The organism is Streptomyces sp. NPDC044719 (genome assembly GCF_056433405.1).
This window is the reverse complement of the sequence record NZ_JBWKHE010000008.1, coordinates 309,833-332,371: the sequence shown is the minus strand read 5'-3', so window position 1 is coordinate 332,371 and position 22,539 is coordinate 309,833. Positions and strand designations below refer to the sequence as shown.

18 protein-coding genes are annotated in these 22,539 nt (G+C 72.5%); 12 read left to right on the top strand and 6 right to left on the bottom strand.

Annotated features, from left to right (window positions below):
- The first annotated feature begins 21 nt into the window (after window positions 1–21).
- Window positions 22–4,512, top strand: a complete 4,491-nt coding sequence (gene fxsT / locus AC07DF_RS30940) for an FxSxx-COOH system tetratricopeptide repeat protein (protein WP_478978702.1) — start codon at window positions 22–24, stop codon at window positions 4,510–4,512.
- Window positions 4,513–4,557: 45 nt separating this feature from the next.
- Here fxsT and AC07DF_RS30935 read toward each other — a convergent pair whose 3' ends face one another.
- Complete coding sequence (locus AC07DF_RS30935) at window positions 4,558–5,922, bottom strand: cation:proton antiporter (protein ID WP_478978699.1); 1,365 nt, start codon at window positions 5,920–5,922, stop codon at window positions 4,558–4,560.
- Between the two features lie 184 nt (window positions 5,923–6,106).
- On the opposite strand from AC07DF_RS30935, the gene AC07DF_RS30930 reads away from it, so the two are divergent.
- From AC07DF_RS30930 to argF, 6 genes are all read left to right on the top strand, one after another.
- Window positions 6,107–7,240: a hypothetical protein gene (locus AC07DF_RS30930; protein WP_478978696.1), complete on the top strand. Its 1,134-nt coding sequence runs from the start codon at window positions 6,107–6,109 to the stop codon at window positions 7,238–7,240.
- Complete coding sequence (locus AC07DF_RS30925) at window positions 7,237–8,343, top strand: effector-associated domain 2-containing protein (RefSeq protein ID WP_478978693.1); 1,107 nt, start codon at window positions 7,237–7,239, stop codon at window positions 8,341–8,343. The genes AC07DF_RS30930 and AC07DF_RS30925 overlap by 4 nt, the downstream gene beginning before the upstream one ends.
- A 106-nt stretch (window positions 8,344–8,449) precedes the next feature.
- On the top strand, window positions 8,450–8,683 hold the full coding sequence (locus AC07DF_RS30920) for a hypothetical protein (RefSeq protein WP_454358088.1): 234 nt from the start codon (window positions 8,450–8,452) through the stop codon (window positions 8,681–8,683).
- Between the two features lie 88 nt (window positions 8,684–8,771).
- Window positions 8,772–10,454, top strand: coding sequence for an HEXXH motif domain-containing protein (locus AC07DF_RS30915; protein ID WP_478978690.1), 1,683 nt, complete (start codon window positions 8,772–8,774; stop codon window positions 10,452–10,454).
- A gap of 93 nt (window positions 10,455–10,547) precedes the next feature.
- On the top strand, window positions 10,548–11,771 hold the full coding sequence (gene arcA / locus AC07DF_RS30910) for an arginine deiminase (protein WP_478978687.1): 1,224 nt from the start codon (window positions 10,548–10,550) through the stop codon (window positions 11,769–11,771).
- A gap of 78 nt (window positions 11,772–11,849) precedes the next feature.
- On the top strand, window positions 11,850–12,857 hold the full coding sequence (argF, locus tag AC07DF_RS30905; protein WP_478978684.1) for an ornithine carbamoyltransferase: 1,008 nt from the start codon (window positions 11,850–11,852) through the stop codon (window positions 12,855–12,857).
- A gap of 7 nt (window positions 12,858–12,864) precedes the next feature.
- Here the strand turns inward: argF and AC07DF_RS30900 are convergent, their stop codons facing one another.
- Complete coding sequence (locus AC07DF_RS30900) at window positions 12,865–13,332, bottom strand: ATP-binding protein (RefSeq protein WP_478978681.1); 468 nt, start codon at window positions 13,330–13,332, stop codon at window positions 12,865–12,867.
- A gap of 310 nt (window positions 13,333–13,642) precedes the next feature.
- Between AC07DF_RS30900 and AC07DF_RS30895 the strand changes: the two genes are divergently transcribed.
- Window positions 13,643–14,470, top strand: coding sequence for an enoyl-CoA hydratase family protein (locus AC07DF_RS30895; protein ID WP_478978678.1), 828 nt, complete (start codon window positions 13,643–13,645; stop codon window positions 14,468–14,470).
- Complete coding sequence (locus tag AC07DF_RS30890; RefSeq protein WP_478978675.1) at window positions 14,455–16,806, top strand: bifunctional salicylyl-CoA 5-hydroxylase/oxidoreductase; 2,352 nt, start codon at window positions 14,455–14,457, stop codon at window positions 16,804–16,806. The genes AC07DF_RS30895 and AC07DF_RS30890 overlap by 16 nt, the downstream gene beginning before the upstream one ends.
- Here AC07DF_RS30890 and AC07DF_RS30885 read toward each other — a convergent pair.
- From AC07DF_RS30885 to AC07DF_RS30875, 3 genes are all read right to left on the bottom strand, one after another.
- Window positions 16,803–17,372, bottom strand: a complete 570-nt coding sequence (locus tag AC07DF_RS30885) for a cysteine hydrolase family protein (protein WP_478978672.1) — start codon at window positions 17,370–17,372, stop codon at window positions 16,803–16,805. The genes AC07DF_RS30890 and AC07DF_RS30885 overlap by 4 nt on opposite strands.
- An 80-nt stretch (window positions 17,373–17,452) precedes the next feature.
- Complete coding sequence (locus AC07DF_RS30880; RefSeq protein WP_478978669.1) at window positions 17,453–18,265, bottom strand: PaaX family transcriptional regulator; 813 nt, start codon at window positions 18,263–18,265, stop codon at window positions 17,453–17,455.
- A 15-nt stretch (window positions 18,266–18,280) separates the two neighbouring features.
- Complete coding sequence (locus tag AC07DF_RS30875) at window positions 18,281–19,903, bottom strand: AMP-binding protein (protein WP_478978666.1); 1,623 nt, start codon at window positions 19,901–19,903, stop codon at window positions 18,281–18,283.
- Between the two features lie 127 nt (window positions 19,904–20,030).
- On the opposite strand from AC07DF_RS30875, the gene AC07DF_RS30870 reads away from it, so the two are divergent.
- Together AC07DF_RS30870 and AC07DF_RS30865 are read left to right on the top strand one after the other, a co-directional pair.
- On the top strand, window positions 20,031–21,182 hold the full coding sequence (locus AC07DF_RS30870) for an acyl-CoA dehydrogenase family protein (RefSeq protein WP_478978663.1): 1,152 nt from the start codon (window positions 20,031–20,033) through the stop codon (window positions 21,180–21,182).
- The gene (locus AC07DF_RS30865; protein ID WP_478978660.1) at window positions 21,179–21,577 is read left to right on the top strand and encodes a RidA family protein; all 399 of its coding nucleotides are present in this window, start codon (window positions 21,179–21,181) and stop codon (window positions 21,575–21,577) included. Before AC07DF_RS30870 ends, AC07DF_RS30865 begins: the two co-directional genes overlap by 4 nt.
- Window positions 21,578–21,581: 4 nt before the next feature.
- Here the strand turns inward: AC07DF_RS30865 and AC07DF_RS30860 are convergent, their stop codons facing one another.
- Window positions 21,582–21,776 (bottom strand): DUF5999 family protein, encoded by a 195-nt coding sequence (locus tag AC07DF_RS30860; RefSeq protein ID WP_478978657.1) that lies wholly within the window; start codon window positions 21,774–21,776, stop codon window positions 21,582–21,584.
- Between the two features lie 243 nt (window positions 21,777–22,019).
- Between AC07DF_RS30860 and AC07DF_RS30855 the strand changes: the two genes are divergently transcribed.
- On the top strand, window positions 22,020–22,460 hold the full coding sequence (locus tag AC07DF_RS30855; protein WP_478978654.1) for a DUF6299 family protein: 441 nt from the start codon (window positions 22,020–22,022) through the stop codon (window positions 22,458–22,460).
- Window positions 22,461–22,539 lie beyond the last annotated feature (79 nt).

Below are 22,539 nucleotides of genomic sequence, written 5' to 3'. Positions count from 1 at the left end.
GGGTCGTCGCCTCCTTCGGCGTTGCCCGAGTCCGCCGACCAGGCGGCTGAGCACGGAGCGACGGTCCCGGTCGCCCTGGAACAGTCCGTCCCGCGCTGGCAGGACATCGCCGACGCGGTCTGGCTCGCCGCGCACTGGAACCGCCACGGCGGCCCGGCCGCCTCCGGCCCGGACTCGCCCCTGGGCCGGACGACAGCACTCCCGGCCCCGCCTCCCGTACGCCCGCGAGAGAGGGACGACGCGGACCGGCCGGACACCCCACCGGCCGACCGGCCCCGATCCTCCGGCGCCCTCCCTGACCGCACTCCTGACGCCGTACGCACCCCACACCCGCCCGCCACCGCCGGTGTGCCGGCCGCTCCCGAGGGCCTCGGCGACCGGCCGGGGACCGGCGCCGCCCTGCCCGGCGAACCGGGCGCCCCGGCCCGCCTGTTACCCGACGCCGATGGCCGTTTCACCCTGCGTCTCGGGCAGCCGCTGCTGCCCGCCGACGACCGTCCGCAGCAGGCCCCGGGGCGCACCACCGCCCGGTTCGCCCGCGCCCTGCACCAGCTGGCCCGCCGGGTGCCGTCGCGCGACACGCTCGAGCTCGACGAGGAGACCACGGCCGAGCAGGGGATCATCGACGGCATGTGGATGCCGTTCCTGCGTCCCGCCCGGACGGCCGCGTTCGACCTGGTCCTGCTGGTCGACGACGCGCCCACCCTGCGCATCTGGGAGGAGTCCACCCGCCGTCTCGCCCAGGCCGCCGAGCACAGCGGCGCCTTCCGGGCCGTGCGGACCGTCCGGGTGAACGTGCCGCGCACCGGGACCGCCACCCTGCGCTGGAGCGCCGGCCGGGCCGCCGCCGACCCCGCCGAACTCCTCGACGGACGCGGCGACCGCGTCTTCCTCGTGGTCACCGACGGGCTCGCCCACGGCTGGGCCTCTCCCGCCGCCGACGACCTGCTCGCCCGGCTCGCCCACGCCGGCCCCACGGCCCTGGTGCATCTGCTCCCGCCGCATCTGCGCCACCGCGCCTCCCTCTACCCGTATCCGGCCGTTCTGGAGGCCGGCGGCTTCGGCGCCGCCAACGACGGACTCGAACACTGGGCGCCGCCCGGCGGCCCCGACCCCCTGCGACCGCTGCCCGACGCGGGCGACGGCTCCGTGCCCGTCCCCGTGCTCTCCCTGAAGCCCGGCTCCCTCACGGCCTGGGCCGATCTCGTCACCGGGGAGCGCGGAGTGCGCCGCGCCCTGCCCGTCGTCCTGGCCGGCACCCTCACCAAGGGTTCGCCCGCGCCCGGCCTGCGCGCCCCCCGTTTCCCGCGCGCCGCCAAAGCCGCCGTACGCCGGTTCTTCACGCTGGCCACCCCCGCGGCACGCCGGCTCGCAAGCCAACTGGCGGCAGTTCCCTTCGAGTTCGACCTGATCGAACAGCTGCGGCGGCGCACCATGCCGGAGACCGGCCCGGACCACCTCGCCGAGATCCTGATGGGCGGGCTGATCGACTGGGACAGCGGCGGCGAGGGGCGCCCCGAGTTCGCCGACGGAGTCCGCGAGGAACTGCTCGCCACCACCACCCGCAGCCAACTCGCCCACACCGTCAGCGTGGTGGGCGAGCTGCCCGCCGCGGGCGCCCGGGGGCTGGCGCTGCGTGCCGCCCTGCGCGACCCGATGGGCGCCACGCTGCCCGACCCGTCCGAGCGGGGCTGGGCGCGCAGTGAGCTGGCCGTGATGCGCGCGCTCTCGGGTCCGTACTCCGAGCGGGCCCGCCGTATCGAGCCCGGTCTGACCAGGGCCCGCGGGCCCGGTGACGCCGAACGAGTGAGTCCGGGAATGTCCGGAGCTGCATCTTCTGAGGTGAACCGCGCGGCTCCTGGGGGATTGTCCGACGGAACGGGAAGTCTGCCACCGTCGAACGCCCCCCAAGAAGCTGGAGAACCACCCGTGCCACCCCTGGTATCCGACGCCGTCCCACAAGAACCCTCGGAGGCTGAGCCCCCCATGCCGAGCACCACGACCGGAACGCCCGCCGCCCTCCTGGTGAACGTACCTCTGCGCAACACGTCGTTCGTCGGCCGGCAGGCGCTGCTGAGTGCCGTGGAGGAGCAGCTGGGGGCTCAGGACACGGCGGCGGTGCTGCCGCACGCGCTGCACGGCCTCGGCGGCGTCGGAAAATCCCAGCTGGCGCTCGAGTACATCTACACCCACCAGCACGATTACAAGGTGATCTGCTGGATCCCGGCCGAGCGGGAGAGCCTCATCCTGGCAGCGCTGGCCCAGCTCGCGGCCCAGCTGGGCGTCGCCCCGACCGGCCAGGACAGCCTGGGCGCCCCGGCCGCCAACACCGCCGTGCCCGCCGTGCTCGAAGCACTGCGCAGCGGAGCGCCCTACGACAACTGGCTGCTCGTCTTCGACAACGCCGAGGACGTCGAGGCCGTGCGCCAGTACTTCCCGACCAACGGCCCCGGAAAGGTCATCGTCACCTCCCGGAACCGGGCCTGGGAGAGGGTCGCCACCCCGCTGCCGGTGAACGTCTTCGAGCGGCAGGAGTCGGTTGAGCTGCTCCAGAAGCGTTCGCCCGACCTGACCGCGGAGGACGCCGACCGGCTCGCCGAGGCCCTGGGCGACCTGCCGCTCGCGGTGGAGCAGGCGGGCTCCTGGCGTGCCGTCACGGGCATGCAGGTCGACGAGTATCTCGACCTGCTCGCCCAGCGCAGCCCGGAGATCCTCGAACTCGACCCGAACCCCGACTACCCGGTCTCGGTCGCGGCCGCCTGGGACATCTCGCTGGAGCGCATCAAGGAGAACAACCCTGGCGCCCGGCAGCTGCTGGACATCTGCGCCAGCATGGCCCCCGAGCCCATCCCGCGGTCCATGCTGCGGGGCAGCCGGGGCGTCAGCATCACCCCGGAGATCGACCCCCTGCTGCGCGAGTCGATCAAACTGAACCGCGCCGTCCGCGACCTCAGCCAGTTCTCCCTGGTCAAGGTGGACCCACGGTCCGACACCCTCCAGATGCACCGTCTCCTGCAGACCGTGCTCCTGGCCAAGCTCAGCCGCCAGCAGCGCGAGGGGATGCGGGACGCCGCCCACCAGCTCCTCTCGGCCGCCAAGCCCGGCCCCTACGGCTCGTCCCTGGAATGGCGCGCCTACCAGGCGCTGCTCCCGCACATTCTCACGTCCCAGGCGGTGACCAGCAGCGACACCTATGTACGCGATCTCGTGTACGACACGGTGTGGTTCCTGTACTTCTGGGGTGACCACGAAGGGGCCGCGGACTTCGCCCGGCAGGCCTGGAGCGCCTGGCTCGCCGCCTCAGGCGAGGAGGACGTGCACGTCCTGCGCATGACGAAGACGTTCGCGTTCCTGCTGCGCCAGATCGGCCAGGTACCCGAGTCCATCCCGCTCACCGAGAAGGCGCTGGAGGTCTCCCGCCGCCTCGAGGGCTACCCCGAGGACCTGATCGACTCCCTGTGCGAAATGGCCGACGCCCACAACTACCAGGGCCGGTTCGAGGAGGCACGGCAGCTGACCGAGGAGGCCACCGAGCTGGCCCGGTCCCTGTTCGGCGCCGACGACCCGGCCACACTGCGCGCCACCCACACCTACGGCGTCGCCCTGCGGCTGTGCGGCAGATTCCGCGAGGCGCTGCCGATGGACCAGGAGAACGCCCGGCAGCGCGAGCTGCTGTTCGGCCCGGCCAGCTTCTTCGCCCTCAACACCCTCAACGCCCTCTCCATCGACATGCGCGAGAGCGGCGACTACCCGGGCGGCCGCGACTTCCAGGAGGACGCCTACCGCCGGGCCCGCAGCGCCCTCGGCGACGAGCACCCCCTCACCCTGCGCATCGCCCGCAACCTCGCCGTGTGCCGGCGCCGCGACGGGGCGCTCGCCGAGGCGACCAAGCTGTCCGAGGAGACGCTGCGGCGCTTCGTAGCCCGCTACGGGCCCGACCACTTCGACTCGATGTCGACCGCGACCAACGTGTTCGTCGACATGCGCCTGGCCGGGGACTTCGACGGTTCCCGCCAGCTCGCGGAGGTGACCGTACGGCGGTTCGAGCAGCGCCTCGGCGAGGACCACGCGTACACCCTGCTGGCCCGGGCCAATCTGGCCGCCACGCTGCGGGCGCTCGGGGCCATCGACGCCGCGCAGGAGCAGGAGGACGACGCGGCCCGCAGACTGGCCGACTCGTTGGGATCCCGCCATGTCACCACCCTGACCGTGGCCATCGGCCAGGCCAACACGGCGTACGCCCGTCTCGACTTCGACCGGGCGTGCGAGATCGACGAGGCCAATCTGCCGGTGCTCGCCGAAGTCGCGGGGGAGGCGCACCCCCTGACGCTGTCCGTGATGGCGAACCTCGCCCTCGACTTGCGGGGCCTGGGCCGGGGGGCCGAGGCGGACGAACTCCAGCGCAAGGCCGTGGAGGGCTTCGGGCGGGTGGTCCGCGCCGATCACCCCTGGCTCGCCGCGGCCCGCCAGCGTCGCCGCATCGAGTGCGACATGGCGCCGATGCCGATGTAGCGGCCGGTTCGGCCGGGGTGGCACCGGGGTGCCACCCCGGACCCGTCAGCCCGCGTCCGCCACCGGCGTGGTGGGCGCGCCGTCCGAGGGGTGATGAGGCACCGGGGCATCGCCGGCGTGGTCCGGGAGAGTCAGATGCACGGGCACGACCGCGGCACGGCCCGGGGCGCGTGTCGGCTCATGGTCCGACAGGCGGCGGACCAGGCTCAGGAGCGGCTGAGTGAGCAGCGTCGTGGCCAGGGCCATGAAGACCAGCACCGTGTAGAGGGGCTTGCTCACCAGACCCGCCTGCAGACCGGCGTTGAGGGCGATCAGCTCCGTGAGGCCACGGGCGCTCAGCAGCACACCGACGGTCCGTGCGTCGTCGCGGTCCAGTCCGCCCATCCGGGCCGCCACCACGCCGCTGCCGACCTTCGAGCCGACGGCCAGCACCGTCACCACCAGCAGCGTGATCCATCCGGTGGCATTCATGCTGTTGAGGGTGACCGACTGCCCGGAGAAGACGAAGAAGTAGGGCACCAGCAGCGAGCTGACGACATGCAGTGGCCGCAGCAGATCAGGGTCGAGGGTGCCGCCCTCCTCACGCGGGCAGACGATCCCCGCGAGCAGCGCACCGCAGATGGCGTGCAGCCCGAGGAACTGCGTCACGGACGCCGACGCGCAGGCGAAGCCGATGAGCAGCGCCAGCCGCAGGGCCGGCTCCATGCGGGTCCGCCACAGCAGCCTGCGCAGCACGGGCCGGGCCGCCACCAGCATCAGCACGGCGAATCCGGCCGCGATGAGCGCCCGCCACTGCCAGCCCAGCGCTTGCTCACCGCTGTCGCTGTCCAGCATCGTCCCGGCCAGCACCGTCCACCCGATCACGTCGAGCAGCCCGGCCGCGGACACCGCGAGGACGCCCGGCACCGTGTCGGCCAGGTTGTTCTCCCGCACGATGGCCGTCAGGACCGGTACGGCCGTTATCGACAGGGCGACACCGGCGAACAGCACCATGCCGGTGGTGAGGGGAGGCATGTCCAGGGCCCTCAGCTGCTCCCGGAACAGCAGCGCGCAGCCGCTGCCCACGACCATCGGGACCACGAACGCCGCGAGCGCCACCGTCACGACCGTGCGCGCCCGGTCGCCCAGGATCTTCAGATCCAGCTCGTACCCCACCGCGAACAGGAAGACCACCAGGGCGAACTGCGCGAGCCCGGTCAGCGCGGTGCCGATCTCCTGGGGGAACAGCACCCGGTAGGCATCCGGCGCCGTACTGCCGAGCAACGAAGGACCCAGGGCGATGCCCGCTGTCAGCTGCCCCACGATGTACGGCTGCTTCAGCCGCTGGGCCACCCAGCCGGCGCCATGGCCGACCGCCAGGATCAGGGCCGAGGCGAACAGGAAATGCGTGACCACCGCGTCAGCGCTCATGCGTCCCCCTGTGTCCAGTTGTCATGGCCGGTGGTTCGGCCGCGGGCGGGTCCTCGCACGTTTGCTCGACCCCCAACCTCCTTATGATACTGGTAACTTGACGGTGTATCGGCAGTCGTACACAACTCTGTACCGGTGTCACGGGGGGCACATGGCGACGGTCGTCTTCATCCATGGAACAGGGGTGCGCGAACCAGGCTTCTCGAAGCTTGCGGGGCGCGTGGCGGCCGGACTGACCACCCTGCGCGACGGACTACGCATCGTGCCGTACTACTGGGGCGGCACGCACGGCGCCACGCTCGCGGCGGGCGGGGCCAGCCTTCCCGCCGAGCCGGGCGGCACGTCCCGGGGCCTGGCCGAGGACGACCCCGACGACGCGTCGGCCGCCGCGTGGGCCACCCTCTACGCCGACCCGTACGCCGAACTCGTGCTCGCCGCGGCCGGTGCGCCGCAGGTCATCGAGCGTCCGCCCGGCTCCCAGCCCCCCGACCAGGCGATACGGGCGCGGCTGGCCTCCCTCGCGGCGGGAGGTGACGCTCCCGCCGCCGAGCTGGGGCCGGGTCTGGCCCGGGCCGCGACCGACCTGGCCGCCCATCCGCTGCTCGCCCCGGCCGCCGACGCCCTCGCCCCCGACGACCTCGCGACCCTGGCCGCCCGCAGCCTGACCGCCCGGGTGATCGCCGACGCCTTGGACTCCGACGCCCCGTTGGTACCGGTCGGCGACAGCCGCGACGCCGTCGCCGACACGCTCGCCGTGGCACTCGGTGCACAACCCCGGGGCACGGAACGCGGGGTGCGCTCCCTGGTGCTGCGGGTCGCGGGTTCGGCGGCATCCCGTGCTGTCGTGCGCCGCCGCCGCGCCCTCACCGACGCCGCCCACCCCGCCGCCGGTGACATCCTGCGCTACCTCAGCCGCGGCGAGGCGGTCCGAGCCGAGCTGCGTCACCTGGTCACGGGCCTCGAACCGCCCGTCACCCTCGTCGGCCACAGTCTGGGCGGCATCATCGCCCTGGACACCCTGATCTCCGCCCCGCTGCCGCAGGTCCGGCTCCTGGTGACGGCGGGATCCCAGGGGCCGTTCCTCTACGAGTCAGGATCCCTGCCCTCACTCGAACACCCCGCATGCCTGCCGTCGCACGTACCGGACTGGCTGAACCTGTACGACCCCCGCGACCTGCTCTCCTATCTCGGCGCGGGCCTGTTCCCCGGACGTGTCACGGATGTGGCGGTCGACAGCCGTCAGCCCTTCCCGGCCTCGCACAGCGCCTACTGGACGAATCCCGAGGTCTACCGGCACATCGTGGACCGGCTGCCGTGAACCCCGCCCGGGTGCACGCGCTGATCGTCGGTGTCGAGCGGTACATCGCCGGGTCCGGCTGGGATCTGCCCGGGCCGGCGCGGGACGCCGTCGCCTTTCACCGGCTGCTGCGTGCGGCCGGGGTGCCTGACGACCAGCTCCGGCTGCACCTCGCCCCGTTGCCGCCGTACACGCCCGGCGTTCCGTACCAGCCCGCCGACCACGCCACCCTGCGCCGCGTCCTCGTCCGCGAACTGCCCCTGGCCCAGGGCGATGTCCTCTGGGTGTGGTGGGGCGGGCACGGCGTCCTGGACCGGGCCGGGCACCTGCGGTTGTTCTGCTCGGACGCCAGTACCGCCGACAAGCTGGGCATCGACCTGGACTCCGCCCTCGACCGGTACGCCGGGGACGCCGTACCGGCCTTCGGCGAGCAGCTGTGGATCGTGGACGCCTGCGAGACCTTCGAGGAGGACCTGGCCTTCCGCGAGCAACTGCCACCGGACGCCCTGCCGGTGGGGCGGCGCAACCTCGCTCATCGGCAGACGCTGCTGCGGGCGGCCGGGCGCGGGCGGGTCGCCGCCAACGACCCGGAGCGCGCTACGGGGCTGTTCTCGGAGATCCTGCTCGGGCTGCTGGCCGACCGAACCGCCGTTCTGCCCGCGTTGCCCGATCCGGAGGGACTGTTTCCGGCCGTACGAACACGTATCGCGGCCCTCAGGGAAGCGGGACGTACTCTGCAGTATCCGGAGATTCGGCTGCAGAGCCCCGAGCGGACCGAGATCGTGGCACCGGCCGTGCCGTCGCCCGGGAAGCGTCCGGCTTCACCTCTGCGGCGGGCCGTGGACGCACTCATCGCCTATCCGCTGATGAGGGACCCCGCCGAACGGCAGACGGTGGTCGCCTCGTTGGACCCGCGTGTCACTGCCACGCTGCCCCGTCACAGCACGGCCCGCACCGATGTCGTCGGCATCCTCAACAGGCTGGCCCGGGGCCGGCCGGAGATGCTGTGGGAGCTGTTCGAGGCCGTGGTCTCCCTCGATGACGATCCGGACCTCAGGGGCGAACTCGACGCTGCGTTAAGGGAGTTCGAGGCCTCGACGATGCGCTCGCGTGATCGGAAATGATCGAGTGGCGTGATCGTACGGTTTTCGACCCGGGCAGGAATGGCCATGATGGAAAAGGAGACGGGCACGGGGCATCGCGTGCCACCGTGCGAGAAGGGGGAGCACCTTGGACCAGCCGCCCGCTCTGTGCCACGCCGGAGCCGCCGTCCGTGAGCATGCCACCGCTGCGGGTACCGACGTCTGGGAGTCGGATCTTGCCGACCTGACGGGGCTGCCCCTGACCGCCCTGGACGGTGTCGCCCCGCTGCGCCCCTCCGCCCGGCTGCTCGGGGAGGTACTGCGCGCCCGCGGCAGTATCAGAGGCGGGAACGACGGTCCGGGGGGTGCCAGGGCCGAATAGCCGCACCCTGCCGCACGGCAGACCCCGGCCGGGCATGCCGTGTGCCCGTCGGGGTCTGTACGCCCGTACCCCCGACCGGAGGTTCCGCATGCCCAGCGAGCCGCGCCACGCCCCGTTCCGCATGCCCGAACGGCTCTTCGCGGAACTGGCCGCGGGAGGGGGCTCCGCCGAGGCCGTCGCCTTCCTCGAACGGGCGGAACGGGCGCGGCGGCTGCTGCTTCTGCGGACCCTGCTGGACCGGCTCGGCACGCTGCGGACGCCGCTGAGCCCGGCCGCCGAGGCCTGGGACGTCCTCAAGGAGGCCGCCGCCGCGGCACCCGAGCCGGTCGACCGGCTGCTGGTCGCCCCGGCGACCGGCGGCTGGATAGCCCATGTGCTGCGCCGGCTGCACGGCACCGCGTCGGGCCCGCCGCTGTGGGCGGAGGCCGGGCATCTGTGCGCCCTGGCCGTCGCCGCGTCGCTGCACGCCGGTACGCGGGCGGACCTCAGGGTGCCCCTCACCGACGGCGGACTGCCGTTGCCGGGGCTGGGACTGGCCCGGCTCACCGGAGCGGCAGAGGGATCGACGGTCGCCCGAGCCCGTACGAGCGGGGGCGAGCTGACGCTGTCCGGACCGGGCCGCGACGGCGGCACCGTCGCCGTGACGATCAGCCCGGCGACGCAACCCCTGCCGGCACAGGAGAGCCCCACCCCCACCTGGCTCCCCCTGCGCACCCTCACCCACCGGACCGTCTCCATCCCCCTCGAAGACCTCGACCCCTACCGAGACCTGGACGACCCCCTCCCGCCCGCGCGGCTCGACGCCGACGAAGCCGAGGCCTGGCAGCGGCTGTTCGAGGCGGCCGTCGCGCTGCTCGCCACGCCGGGCGGCGAAGGGCCGGGCCGGTTCGACCCCGGCGCGATACGGGCCGTGGTGCCCTGGGGACGTACCGGCACACTGCCGCCCGCGCCGCCCACCGTCCTGGTGTCCGCCTCCAGCGGGGACTCGTTCGGGGCCATGGTGATCGCCCGTCCGTCGTCCGCCGTGGCGCTCGCCGAGACCCTCGTCCACGAGTTCCAGCACAGCAAACTGGCCGCCCTCCTGCACCTGTTCCCACTGCTCGACGACGACCGGGAGGAGCGCTACTACGCACCCTGGCGGCCCGACCCGCGGCATCTCACCGGGCTGCTGCACGGGGCGTACGCCTTCACGGGTGTCGCGGGCTTCTGGCGGGACCGCCTGGCCGTGGCGCGGGACGACGGGGCGGCCGACACGGCCGGGTACCACTTCGCGCTGCGGCGCCTGCAGAGCCGGCTCGTCGTGCGCACCCTGCTCGTGGAGGGGCGTCTCACCCCGCAGGGCCGGGCCCTCGTGTCGGGCCTCGCCCGTACGCTCGACGGGTGGCTGCGCGAGCCGGTCCCGTACGCCGCGCTGACCCGTGCCCGGACCGCCGCCGCACTGCACCGCACCGAGTGGCGCCTGCGCAACGTCGCCCCGCCCTCCTCCGGAGACGGAAACCCGCGCTTCCGCACCGACCGCACCTCCTGGCCCGACGTCCGCACCCACGCCTTCGCCGCCCGCCCCGCCGCTCCGCACACCGCCGACGAGCAGCTGGCCGCCGGGGACGCCGCCGCCGCGCTCGCCCGGTACGCCGGCCAGCTGGCCACCGACCCCGCCGAACCGCACGCCCTGGCCGGCTGGATCGTCGCCCGTGCCGTGCTCGACCCGGGGCGGACGACCAGGCGGATGCTGGCCCGGCCGGAACTGCTGCAGCCGCTGCCCAGCGGATGACCGCCCCGGTTGTCGTCACGCCGACGCAAACAAGAGTTCGCGGAAACGCGCGAGCAGCGCGTCAACGGGCGCCCCGATGGTCAGGATGGAGGCATGGCATACCACGTCCACTCCGAGGCCGGGCGGCTGCGCCGCGTCATCCTGCACCGGCCCGATCTCGAGCTCAAAAGGCTCACCCCGAGCAACAAGACCTCGCTGCTCTTCGACGATGTGCTGTGGGTGCGCAGGGCCCGCGCCGAGCACGACGGATTCGCCGACGTGCTGCGCGACCGGGGCGTCGCCGTCCACCTCTTCGGTGACCTCCTGGCCGAGACGCTTCAGGTCCCGGCGGCCAGAACCCTCGTCCTGGACCGGGTCTTCGACGAGAAGGAGTACGGCCCTCTCGCCACCGACCACCTCAGAGCCGCCTTCGAGAACCTGCCCGCGCGGGAACTGGCCGAGCTCCTGGTCGGCGGCATGACGAAACGCGAGTTCCTGGACGCCCACCCGGAGCCGACCTCCGTGCGCTTCCACGTCATGGACCTGGACGACTTCCTGCTGGACCCCCTGCCCAACCACCTCTTCACCCGCGACACCTCCGCCTGGATCTACGACGGCGTCTCCATCAACGCCATGCGGTGGCCCGCCCGGCAGCGCGAGACCGTGCACTTCGAGGCGATCTACCGGCATCACCCGCTGTTCCGGGACGAGACCTTCCAGGTGTGGTCCGAGGGACAGGCCGACTACCCGTCGACCATCGAGGGCGGGGACGTGCTGGTCATCGGCAACGGGGCCGTTCTCATCGGTATGAGCGAGCGCACCACACCGCAGGCCGTCGAGATGCTCGCGCACAAGCTGTTCGCCGCCGGTTCCGCGGAGACGATCGTGGCGCTCGACATGCCCAAGCGGCGTGCCTTCATGCACCTCGACACCGTGATGACGATGGTCGACGGCGACACCTTCACCCAGTACGCGGGCCTCGGCATGCTCCGCTCGTACACCATCGAGCCGGGCGTCGGCGAGAAGGAGCTGAAGGTCACCGACCATCCGGCGGAGCACATGCACCGCGCGATCGCCGCCGCGCTCGGGCTGAACGAGATCCGGGTGCTGACCGCCACCCAGGACGTGCACGCCGCCGAGCGCGAGCAGTGGGACGACGGCTGCAACGTCCTGGCCGTCGAACCGGGCGTCGTGGTCGCCTACGAACGGAACGCCACCACCAACACCCACCTGCGCAAACAGGGCATCGAGGTGATAGAGATCCCGGGCAGCGAGCTGGGGCGGGGGAGAGGCGGGCCGCGCTGTATGAGCTGCCCGGTCGAACGGGAGCCCGTGTAAGCATGCAGTCTGTATAGACATGCTGAGCTTCGTATAGTATTCCAGGAGTCTGTGTCCCCGTATCCCTGGAGCGCCCCCATGGCGACAGCCCCGAGCGCCCTCGCCGGCCGCCACTTCCTCAAGGAGCTGGATTTCACCGAGGAGGAGTTCCGCGGTCTGGTCGAGCTGGCCGCAGAGCTGAAGGCCGCCAAGAAGGCCGGGACCGAGACCCAGTACCTGCGGGGCCGGAACATCGCGCTGATCTTCGAGAAGACCTCCACCCGCACCCGCTGCGCGTTCGAGGTCGCGGCCGCCGACCAGGGCGCCTCGACCACGTACCTCGACCCGTCCGGCTCGCAGATCGGTCACAAGGAGTCGGTCAGGGACACCGCGCGGGTGCTGGGCCGGATGTACGACGGGATCGAGTACCGGGGCGACAGCCAGCAGAAGGTCGAGGAGCTGGCGGCGCACGCCGGTGTGCCGGTCTTCAACGGGCTCACCGACGACTGGCACCCCACCCAGATGCTGGCCGACGTGCTGACCATGACCGAGCACTGCGCCAAGCCGCTGACCGAGATCTCCTTCGCCTACCTGGGCGACGCCCGCTTCAACATGGGCAACTCCTACCTGGTCACGGGTGCCCTGCTCGGCATGGACGTGCGTCTGGTGGCGCCGAAGGCCTACTGGCCGGCCGAGGAGGTCGTCGACCGGGCCCGCGCGCTCGCCGAGAGCAGCGGTGCCCGCATCACGCTCACCGAGACCCTGGACGACGGTGTCCGTGGCGCCGACTTCGTCGCCACGGACGTCTGGGTCTCCATGGGCGAGCCGAAGGAGGTCTGGGACGAGCGCATCACCGCCCTCGGCCCGTACGCCGTGACCATGGACGTCCTGCGCGCCACCGGCAACCCGGACGTGAAGTTCCTGCACTGCCTGCCCGCATTCCACGACCTGGGCACCAAGGTCGGGCGCGAGATCCACGCGTCGCACGGACTGGCGTACCTCGAGGTATCCGACGAGGTCTTCGAGTCGGCCCACTCGGTGGTCTTCGACGAGGCGGAGAACCGGATGCACACCATCAAGGCGGTCCTGGTGGCGACCCTGGCCTGAGCAGGTCTTATGCCGACGGGCGCCGCTGGGCCGGCACCGCGGGCAGCCTGAACCACACCGCCTTGCCGGACTCGGTCGGCCGGTGCCCGCACGACGAGCTCAGGGTGCGGATCAGCAGCAGTCCGCGCCCGTGCTCCTGCCAGGGGTCGGGCGGTCCGCCGGCCGGGCGGGTGAGGTCGCCGGGCGGGGCCGGGTCGGTGTCGTGCACCTCGACCTGACATCCCGACGGCATCAGCTCCACCACCAGCTCTATCGGTGCCTCGCCGGTGGTGTGCTCCACCGCGTTGGCCACCAGCTCCGCCGTGAGCAGCTCCGCCGTGTCGCAGTCGGCCCCGTACTCCAGCTCGGCCAGCGCCGTACGGACCAGGGCACGGGCCACGGGCACCGCCGCGACGGTGTGCGGCAGCGCGATGCGCCAGGAGGCGGGGGCTGAGGGGAGTTCGTACAAGGCGGGTCCGTTCATGGAGCAGGACATCCTGCTTTCAACCTGATGAATGGTACGGCGCCGCTCTTCAGAGGCGTCCGAGGGGCCACCGTCGGGGGGCGCCTTCGCCCCCTTGCCGGACGGCTTACCCAGGTGAACGCGGTGCCGCGCGCCGCTGCTCCCGCCGTTACGCCGGTGTGGATGATCTGTGACGGATGTGACCGGGCCGGGTCACCCCGGATCCACACAGGAGTCCTACCCGGACGGCCTATCGCGCACTCATGACGACAGTCACGGATGAGTGATAGCTTCGTGGGGTAGAGCTCAGTGAGACAGTGCCCGCCCGAGGAGGCCGCACGTCATGAGTCCCTTCACCGGCTCCGCCGCCCGCACCCCCCGCTGGGAGCACCTGCGCGTCGATCTCACCGACGGCGTCGCCACCGTCACCCTGGCCCGCCCCGAGAAGCTCAACGCGCTCACCTTCGGCGCCTACGCCGACCTGCGCGACCTGCTCGCCGAGCTGTCCCGGGAGCGGTCCGTACGGGCCCTGGTGCTGGCCGGCGAGGGACGCGGCTTCTGTTCCGGCGGCGACGTCGACGAGATCATCGGCGCCACCCTCGGTATGGACACCGCCCGGCTCCTGGACTTCAACCGCATGACCGGCCAGGTGGTGCGCGCCATCCGGGAGTGCCCCTTCCCGGTGATCGCGGCGGTGCAGGGCGTGGCGGCGGGCGCCGGAGCGGTGCTCGCCCTGGCAGCGGACTTCCGCGTCGCCGACCCCACGACCCGTTTCGCGTTCCTCTTCACCCGGGTCGGCCTCTCCGGCGGCGACATGGGCGCGGCGTACCTTCTGCCCAGGGTCGTGGGCCTGGGCCACGCGACCCGCCTCCTGATGCTGGGCGACCCGGTCCGGGCCCCCGAGGCCGAGCGCATCGGCCTGATCAGCGAACTGACTGAGGAGGGCGCCGCCGACGAGGCGGCCCAGCGACTGGCCCGTCGCCTGGCAGAAGGCCCCGCCCTGGCCTTCGCCCAGACCAAGGCCCTCCTCACGGCCGAACTGGACATGCCTCTCGCAGCATCAGTGGAACTGGATGCCTCCACCCAGGCACTGCTGATGAACAGCGCGGACTACGCGGAATTCCACGCGGCTTTCACGGAGAAGCGCCCTCCCAAATGGAGCGGACGGTGACGGCAACCCCTTCAGGGGCGCGGGGAACTGCGCGACCAGCCCCAACGGACCCGCAGCCGCACCACGACAACGGCCACCCCCTACGCGTGGCAATCATCGGCGGCGGCCCCGGCGGCCTGTACGCCGCAGCCCTGCTCAAGCGCCTGGACCCCACCCGAGAAGTCACCGTCTGGGAACGCAACGCCCCCGACGACACCTTCGGCTTCGGAGTGGTCCTCTCCGACGAAACCCTCGGCGGCATAGAACACGCGGACCCCCAGGTCTACGAGGCCCTCCAGAAAGACTTCATCCGCTGGGACGACATCGACATCACCCACCGCAACACCCGCCACACCTCCGGAGGCCACGGCTTCGCCGCCCTCGGCCGCAAGCGGCTCCTGGAAATCCTCCACACCCGCTGCCGCGAACTCGGCGTGGCCCTCCGCTTCCACACCGAGGCCCCGAAAGACCTCCCGGGGACCCACGACCTGGTCATCGCCGCGGACGGCATCCACAGCACCACACGCGAGACGTACGCGGACGTCTTCCACCCCCGGGTCACCACCCACCACTGCCGCTACATCTGGCTCGCCGCCGACTTCCCCTTCGACTCCTTCCGCTTCGACATCGCCGAGACCGAACACGGCGTGATGCAGCTGCACGGCTACCCCTACGCCCCCGACGCCTCCACCGTGATCATCGAGATGCGCGAGGAGGTCTGGCACGCGGCCGGGTTCGACGAGCTCGACGAGACCGAGTCGATCGAACGCTGCGGCAAGATCTTCGCGGAAGCGCTCCGCGGCCGCCCCCTGCGGTCCAACAACTCGGCGTGGACGACCTTCCGCACGGTCGTCAACGACCGCTGGTCGCACGGCAACCTCGTCCTGCTCGGCGACGCCGCCCACACCGCCCACTTCTCCATCGGCTCCGGCACCAAGCTCGCCGTCGAGGACGCCCTGGCGCTGGCCGCCTGCCTGGAGGAGTGGGACTCGCTTGAGGAGGCCCTGGCCGCCTACGAGGCGGAGCGGCGGCCCGTCGTCGCCTCCACGCAGCGCGCGGCCCGCGCCAGTCTGGAGTGGTTCGAGAACCTCGGCCTGTACCTGGACCAGCCGCCCCGCCAGTTCGCCTTCAACCTGCTCACCCGCAGCCGCCGCGTCACCCACGACAACCTCCGGCTGCGCGACCCGGACTTCACGGAGGCGGTGGAGCGCGAGTTCGGCTGCCCGCCCGGCACGCCCCCGATGTTCACGCCGTTCCGGCTGCGCGGTCTGACCCTGCGCAACCGGGTCGTCGTCTCGCCCATGGACATGTACTCGGCGGTCGACGGCGTCCCCGGGGACTTCCACCTGGTCCATCTGGGCGCGCGGGCGCTGGGCGGGGCCGGGCTGGTGATGACCGAGATGGTGTGCGTCAGCGAGGAGGGCAGGATCACGCCCGGCTGCGCCGGCCTCTACACCGGCCGGCAGGCCGAGGCGTGGCGGCGTGTCACCGACTTCGTGCACACCCAGGCCCCGGGTACCGCGATCGGCGTGCAGCTCGGCCACAGCGGCCGCAAGGGCTCCACGAAGCTGATGTGGGAGGGCATGGACGAGCCCCTGGAGGAGGGCAACTGGCCGCTCGTGGCCGCATCCGCGCTGCCGTACAAGCCGTACAGCCAGACCCCGCGCGCGCTGTCCCGCGCCCAGCTCACCGACATCCGTGAGCAGTTCACGGCAGCCGCCTGCCGTGCCGCCCGGGCCGGCTTCGATCTGCTCGAACTGCACTGCGCCCACGGCTATCTGCTCTCCGGTTTCCTCTCCCCGCTGACCAACCGGCGTACCGACGCCTACGGCGGCTCGCCGGAGAAGCGGCTCCGTTTCCCGCTGGAGGTGTTCGACGCCGTACGGAACGTATGGCCGGGGGAGCGGCCCCTGACCGTGCGGATCTCCGCCACCGACTGGGCCGAGGGCGGGACGACGGCCGAGGACGCCGTCGAGATCGCCCGGGCCTTCGCCGCGCACGGCGCCGACGCGATCGACGTGTCGACGGGGCAGGTCGTGGCGGACGAGCGGCCGGAGTTCGGGCGGTCGTACCAGACGCCCTTCGCGGACCGTATCCGGCGCGCCACCGGCGTCCCGGTGATCGCGGTCGGCGCGATCTCCTCCTGGGACGACGTCAACTCCCTGATCCTGGCCGGCCGCACGGATCTGTGCGCCCTGGCCCGGCCGCACCTCTACGACCCGCACTGGACCCTGCACGCGGCGGCCGAACAGGGCTACACGGGCCCGGGCGTCGCCTGGCCGACCCCGTACCGCGCGGGCAGCCGCAGGCCCCAGACGGGCCGCACGGACGCACCGAAGCCGCGGCTGACCCTCTAGCTCGCGTCGGGCGCGAAGTCCGTCTCCTTCGCCGCGGTGATCCGGGCGCCCATGTTGCGCTCCATCATCTCGAGCGCGGCCGACGCCAGATGGGGGTGGATGGACGCGACGGCGTCCCTGGGCACCGTGACCTCCAGATGGCGGATGTGCGCGTCGAGGGCCGAGTAGAGGACGCACTGCTCGGTGACCTGGCCGGTCAGAACGACGTGTCCGACGTCCAGGCTCCACAGGAGGTAGGACAGCGGAGTCTCGAAGAAGACCGAATGGCGGGCCTTCACCACGAACAGCGACTCGTCGTCCGGTCGTATCGGCTCGATCAGGTCGGCGTGCGGCCGGGCCAGCGCCGACTCCACGAGCTCTCCGTGGTGCGAGCGCCACAGCCCGAAGTTGTCGTTCGCGTAGATCACCGGCACGTCCGCCTCGCGGGCCCGGCCGATCAGCTCGGCGATGACGGGCACGACCCGTTCGACGGACGGCACGAGCAGCTCGGCGTCCTCGTGGTCGTACGTGTTGATCATGTCGACCACGATCAGAGCCGGCCGCGTCGGACCTGCCCGCCGTTCCATCGCCTCCGCCGTCCGTCCGGTGCTGTCATCGCGCTGCCGAGTACCCGGCGTCCCGGTGGGCCCAAACGAGGCGACGCGCTCTACAGCCCCACGAATTCCGCCCCCGCGTCCCGCAGCCGCTCGTGCAGCGCCCGGAACACCGCCGACGAGCGCTCCCCGGGCCAGTCCCGGGGGAGCAGCGCGGAGGGCAGGCCGGGGTCGGTGTAGGGGAGGTGGCGCCAGGAGTCCAAGGCGAGCAGATAGTCGCGGTAGGCCTCCTCGGGCGGGGTGTCCTCGCGCTTCTCCCAGCCGTGCAGCACGGGCGCGTGCCGGTCGAGGAACGCCTCGTGCTCCTTGGCGATGGCGGCCAGGTCCCACCAGCGGGTGACGGCCTCGGCGGTCGGCGCGAAGCCGAGGTGGCCGCCGCGGAAGAAGTCGACGTACGCGTCGAGCCGCAGCCGCTGGAGGGTGTGCCGGGACTCCTCGTACAGCCGCGCGGGCGCGATCCACACGCCCGGAGCGGCCGTGCCGAAACCGAGGCCGGCCAGCCGGGAGCGCAGCACGTGCCGCTTCTGCCGCTCCGACTCGGGCACGGAGAACACCGCGAGCACCCAGCCCTCGTCCTCGGGCGGTGCCGTGGCGTAGATGCGCCGGTCGCCGTCGTCGAGCAACTGCCGGGCGTCCGGTGACAGTTCGTACCCGGCCGCACCGTTCGCGGCGCGGGCGGGCACGAGCAGTCCGCGTCTCTTGAGCCGCGACACCGAGGAGCGTACGGACGGGGCGTCCACACCGACCGCGGCCAGCAGCCGGATCAGTTCGGCTACCGGCACGGGGCCGGGTACGAAGCGGCCGTACGCGCCGTAGAGCGTGACGATGAGAGACCGTGGTGCATGCTGGTCGGACACGTTGATCATCTTAGGTCGTACGGCTCAGTCCTGGTCGTCTTCGGTGCCGCCGTCCGGGACCCCCGCGGTGCGCAGCCGGAATCGCTGGAGCTTGCCGGTGGCGGTGCGCGGCAGCGCGTCAAGGAAGACGATCTCGCGCGGGCACTTGTACGGCGCCAGCTCGCTCTTCACGAAGTCGCGCAGCGCCGCGGCGTCCCGTTCCGCGCCCTCCTTGAGGACGGCGTAGGCCACCACGACCTGTCCGCGCGCCTCGTCGGGCCGTCCCACGACCGCCGCCTCCAGCACGTCCGGGTGCCGCAGCAGCGCGTCCTCGACCTCGGGTCCGGCGATGTTGTACCCGGCCGAGATGATCATGTCGTCGGCGCGGGCGACGTACCGGAAGTAGCCGTCGGGCTCGCGGACGTAGGTGTCGCCGGTGATGTTCCAGCCGCCGCGTACGTACTCCCGCTGCCGCGGGTCGGCCAGATACCGGCAGCCGACCGGTCCGCGCACGGCGAGCAGTCCCGGCTGCCCGTCTGGCACCGGCCGGCCGTCCGTGTCCTGCACCCGCGCGTGCCAGCCCGGTACGGGAACGCCCGTCGCCCCGGGCCGGATCCGCTCGTCGGCCGCCGAGATGAAGATGTGCAGCAGTTCGGTGGCGCCGATGCCGTTGATGACGCGCACGCCGGTGCGCTCGTGCCAGGCCCGCCAGGTGGCCGCGGGCAGGTTCTCGCCGGCGGAGACGCAGCGGCGCAGGGACGAGACGTCGTGGCCGTCGAGCTCGTCGAGCATCGCGCGGTACGCCGTCGGCGCGGTGAACAGCACGGAGACCCGGTGCCGGGCGATGGCGGGCAGCAGCTGTCTCGGGCCCGCCTGCTCCAGCAGCAGGGCGCTCGCCCCGGCCCGCAGCGGGAACACCACAAGACCGCCCAGCCCGAAGGTGAAGCCCAGGGGCGGGCTGCCGGTGAAGACGTCGTCGGCGCGGGGCTTCAGGACGTGCCGGGAGAAGGTGTCGGCGATCGCCAGCACGTCCCGGTGGAAGTGCATACAGCCCTTGGGGCGGCCGGTGGTGCCGGAGGTGAAGGCGATCAGCGCCACGTCGTCGGCCGCCGTCCGGGCGGCCTCGTACGGCGTGCCGGGCGCCGGGCGGTTGAGCAGGTCGTCCGGGGCGTCACCGCCGTAGGTCGTGATCCGCAGGTTTGGGATCTCGGCCTTGGCGAGGTCGTCGACGGCCCGGATGTCGCACAGCGCGTGCCGGACCCGGGCGATCTCGCACATGGTGCTCAGCTCGTGCGGGCGCTGCTGGGCGAGCACCGTGACCGCCACGGCCCCCGCCTTCAGCACAGCCAGCCAGCAGGCGGCGAGCCACGGTGTGGTGGGGCCGCGCAGCAGCACCCGGTTGCCGGGGACGACGCCGAGGTCGCCGGTGAGCAGGTGCGCGATGCGGTCGACCCGGGCGCGCAGCTCGCCGTACGTCCAGGGCTCACCGGTGGGGGTGAGGAACGCGGGCCGATCGCCGGGAGGGCCGTGGAGCAGTTCGGCGGCGCAGTTGAGCCGTTCGGGGTAGCGCAGCTCCGGCAGGTCGAAACGGAGCTCGGGCCAGTGGTCCGGGGGTGGCAGATGGTCGCGGGCGAAGGTGTCGACGTGCGCCGTGTCCCGTGGATTCATACGGTTCGCCCCCTTGGCGTGGTGGGCTCGCCCCTGGAGCGTATCGTGTTGGTGACGACAGTCAACGGTCCGCGATAGCCTCGGAGTGGCCCAGCCGGGAAGCAGGGTGGCGGAGAAGGGACCGGCAATGACCGCATTCTCGCTCGAACCGGCACAACTCGCCTGGTGCGCCGAGCTGCGCACCCTGGCCGCCGAGCGGCTCCGCCCGCTGGCCGAGAAGGGGGAACCGGGACATGTGAACCGCGCGCTGGTCGCCGAACTGGGCCGACTGGGCCTGCTCGAACGGCTCTTCACCTCCGGCGCCCTCGATCTGTGCCTGATGCGCGAGTCCCTGGCCCACGGCTGCACGGAGGCCGAGACGGCCCTCGCCCTCCAGGGCCTCGGCGCCCACCCCGTCCACGCCCACGGCACCGGCCCCCAGCGCGCCCGCTGGCTCCCCCGGGTGGCCGACGGCACGGCGGTCGCGGCGTTCGCGCTGAGCGAGCCGGGCGCCGGGTCGGACGCGGCGGCACTGGCCCTGCGAGCAGACCGGGACCGCCCGGCCCGCTGGCGCCTCACCGGCGAGAAGTGCTGGATCTCCAACGCCCCCGAGGCCGACTTCTACACCGTCTTCGCCCGGACCGTCCCCGATGCCGGGGCCCGGGGCGTCACGGCCTTCCTGGTGCCCGCCGACCGCCCGGGCCTGACCGGCACCGGCCTCGACATGCTCTCCCCGCACCCCATCGGCGCACTCGACTTCGACGCCGTACCGGTGACGGCCGAGGACGTGCTCGGCGAGGTGGACCGCGGCTTCCGGGTCGCGATGGGCACGCTCAATCTGTTCCGCCCCAGCGTCGGCGCCTTCGCGGTCGGCATGGCCCGGGCCGCCCTCGACGCGACCCTCGCCCACACCGCCGGGCGGGACGCCTTCGGCGGCAAGCTGAGCGACCTCCAGGCCGTCTCCCACCAGGTCGCCGAGATGGCCCTGCGCACCGAGGCGGCCCGTCTGATGGTCTACGCGGCGGCGACCGCCTACGACGAGGGCGCCCCGGACGTGCCCCAGCGTTCCGCCATGGCGAAACTGCTCGCCACCGAGACCGCGCAGTACGTCGTCGACACGGCCGTCCAGCTGCACGGCGCCCGGGCGCTGCAACGCGGGCACCTGCTCGAACACCTCTACCGCGAGGTGCGCGCCCCACGCGTCTACGAAGGGGCCAGCGAGGTGCAACGCGGCATCATCGCCAAGGAGTTGTACGCCACGTCGTACGCCGAGTCGCACGCCCACCAGGAGGCCCGGTGACCACCGAGCGCGTCAACCCGCCCGACCTGTCCCCGCCCACCGGCTTCTCCCACGCCGTCGTGGCCTCCGGGTCGAGGGTGGTGTTCCTGGCGGGCCAGACCGCCCTCGACGCCGACGGCAAGGTGGTCGGGCGGACCCTGCCGGAGCAGTTCGAGAGGGCGCTGGCGAACCTGCTGGCCGCTCTCACCGCGGCCGGCGGCGCACCGTCCGACCTCGCCCGCGTCACCGTCTACGCCACGGACGTCGCCGCGTACCGCGCCCACGCCCCCGAACTGGGCCGGCTGTGGCACGAGGCGGCCGGACGCGACTACCCGGCCATGGCGGTCGTCGAGGTCGTCCGGCTGTGGGACGAGGAGGCACTGGTCGAGCTCGACGGCTTCGCGGTGCTGCCCTGAGGTCTCAGGCCGCGACGGTCAGCCGCTGTGCCGCCGCCCGGTGCGGCTCCACCACGCGCCCGTCGGGCAGCAGCTCGCCGGTGTCGTCGAAGACGATCGCCCCGTCGCACAGCAGGCTCCAGCCCTGCTCGGGGTGGGCGGCGACGACATGCGCCGCGGAGGAGTCGGTCGCGGGGCACTGGGTCTGGTGGGCACACATGGCGCACCTCCACGTCGGTAGGGCCATCCGGAGGATTCGTATGACTCTTACGTACAGACCATGCTCCCGACTCGAACTCATCGGAACGGCTCGTCAGGAAGCGTGACACGCCCCGGACATTCCCCGGACCGTTCCACGACGGTCGGCGCGGGGCCGCCACCGAAGGAGTGAGGGGCCCGGGCGTCGCCCCGGGCGCCGGGTACGAGTGGAACAAAAAACCACTCCTTTCGGGAGGTTCCCCCCATGCGTGTACGTCCCTTGTTGGGAGCGACGGCCGGTGCCGCGCTGCTCCTGCTCACCGGCGCCGGCGCGGCACCCGCCACCGCGTCCGCCGCGGCCCCGTTCGAGGCCGTGACGGTCGACTCGGTGGGCCGGATCACCGCCGACGGCACCGTCACCCTCTCCGGCACCTACCGCTGCCGGAGCGCCATCGGCCCGGTCTTCGTCAGCTCCTCCGTGAGCCAGGGCGTCTCCACCACCCGCTACGGCATCGGCGGCACCCGGGCCGTGTGCGACGGGGTGAAGCACCGCTGGGTGAACACCGGCCGGCCCAAGCCTGGCGCGCTCGCGCCCGGAGCGGCCCACGTCGAGGCCACCCTGATGGAACTGCGCACCTTCAGCGGCCTGCCGCTGCCCAGCTTCCACGCGGTCCACGGCCGGGACATCACCCTGACCCGGCGCTGATCACGAGCCGGTGACCTGGGCCTCCCGCACCGCGGTGGTGCGCGGAGGCCCTCCCTGACTGTTTAATTGCGAGATCTGT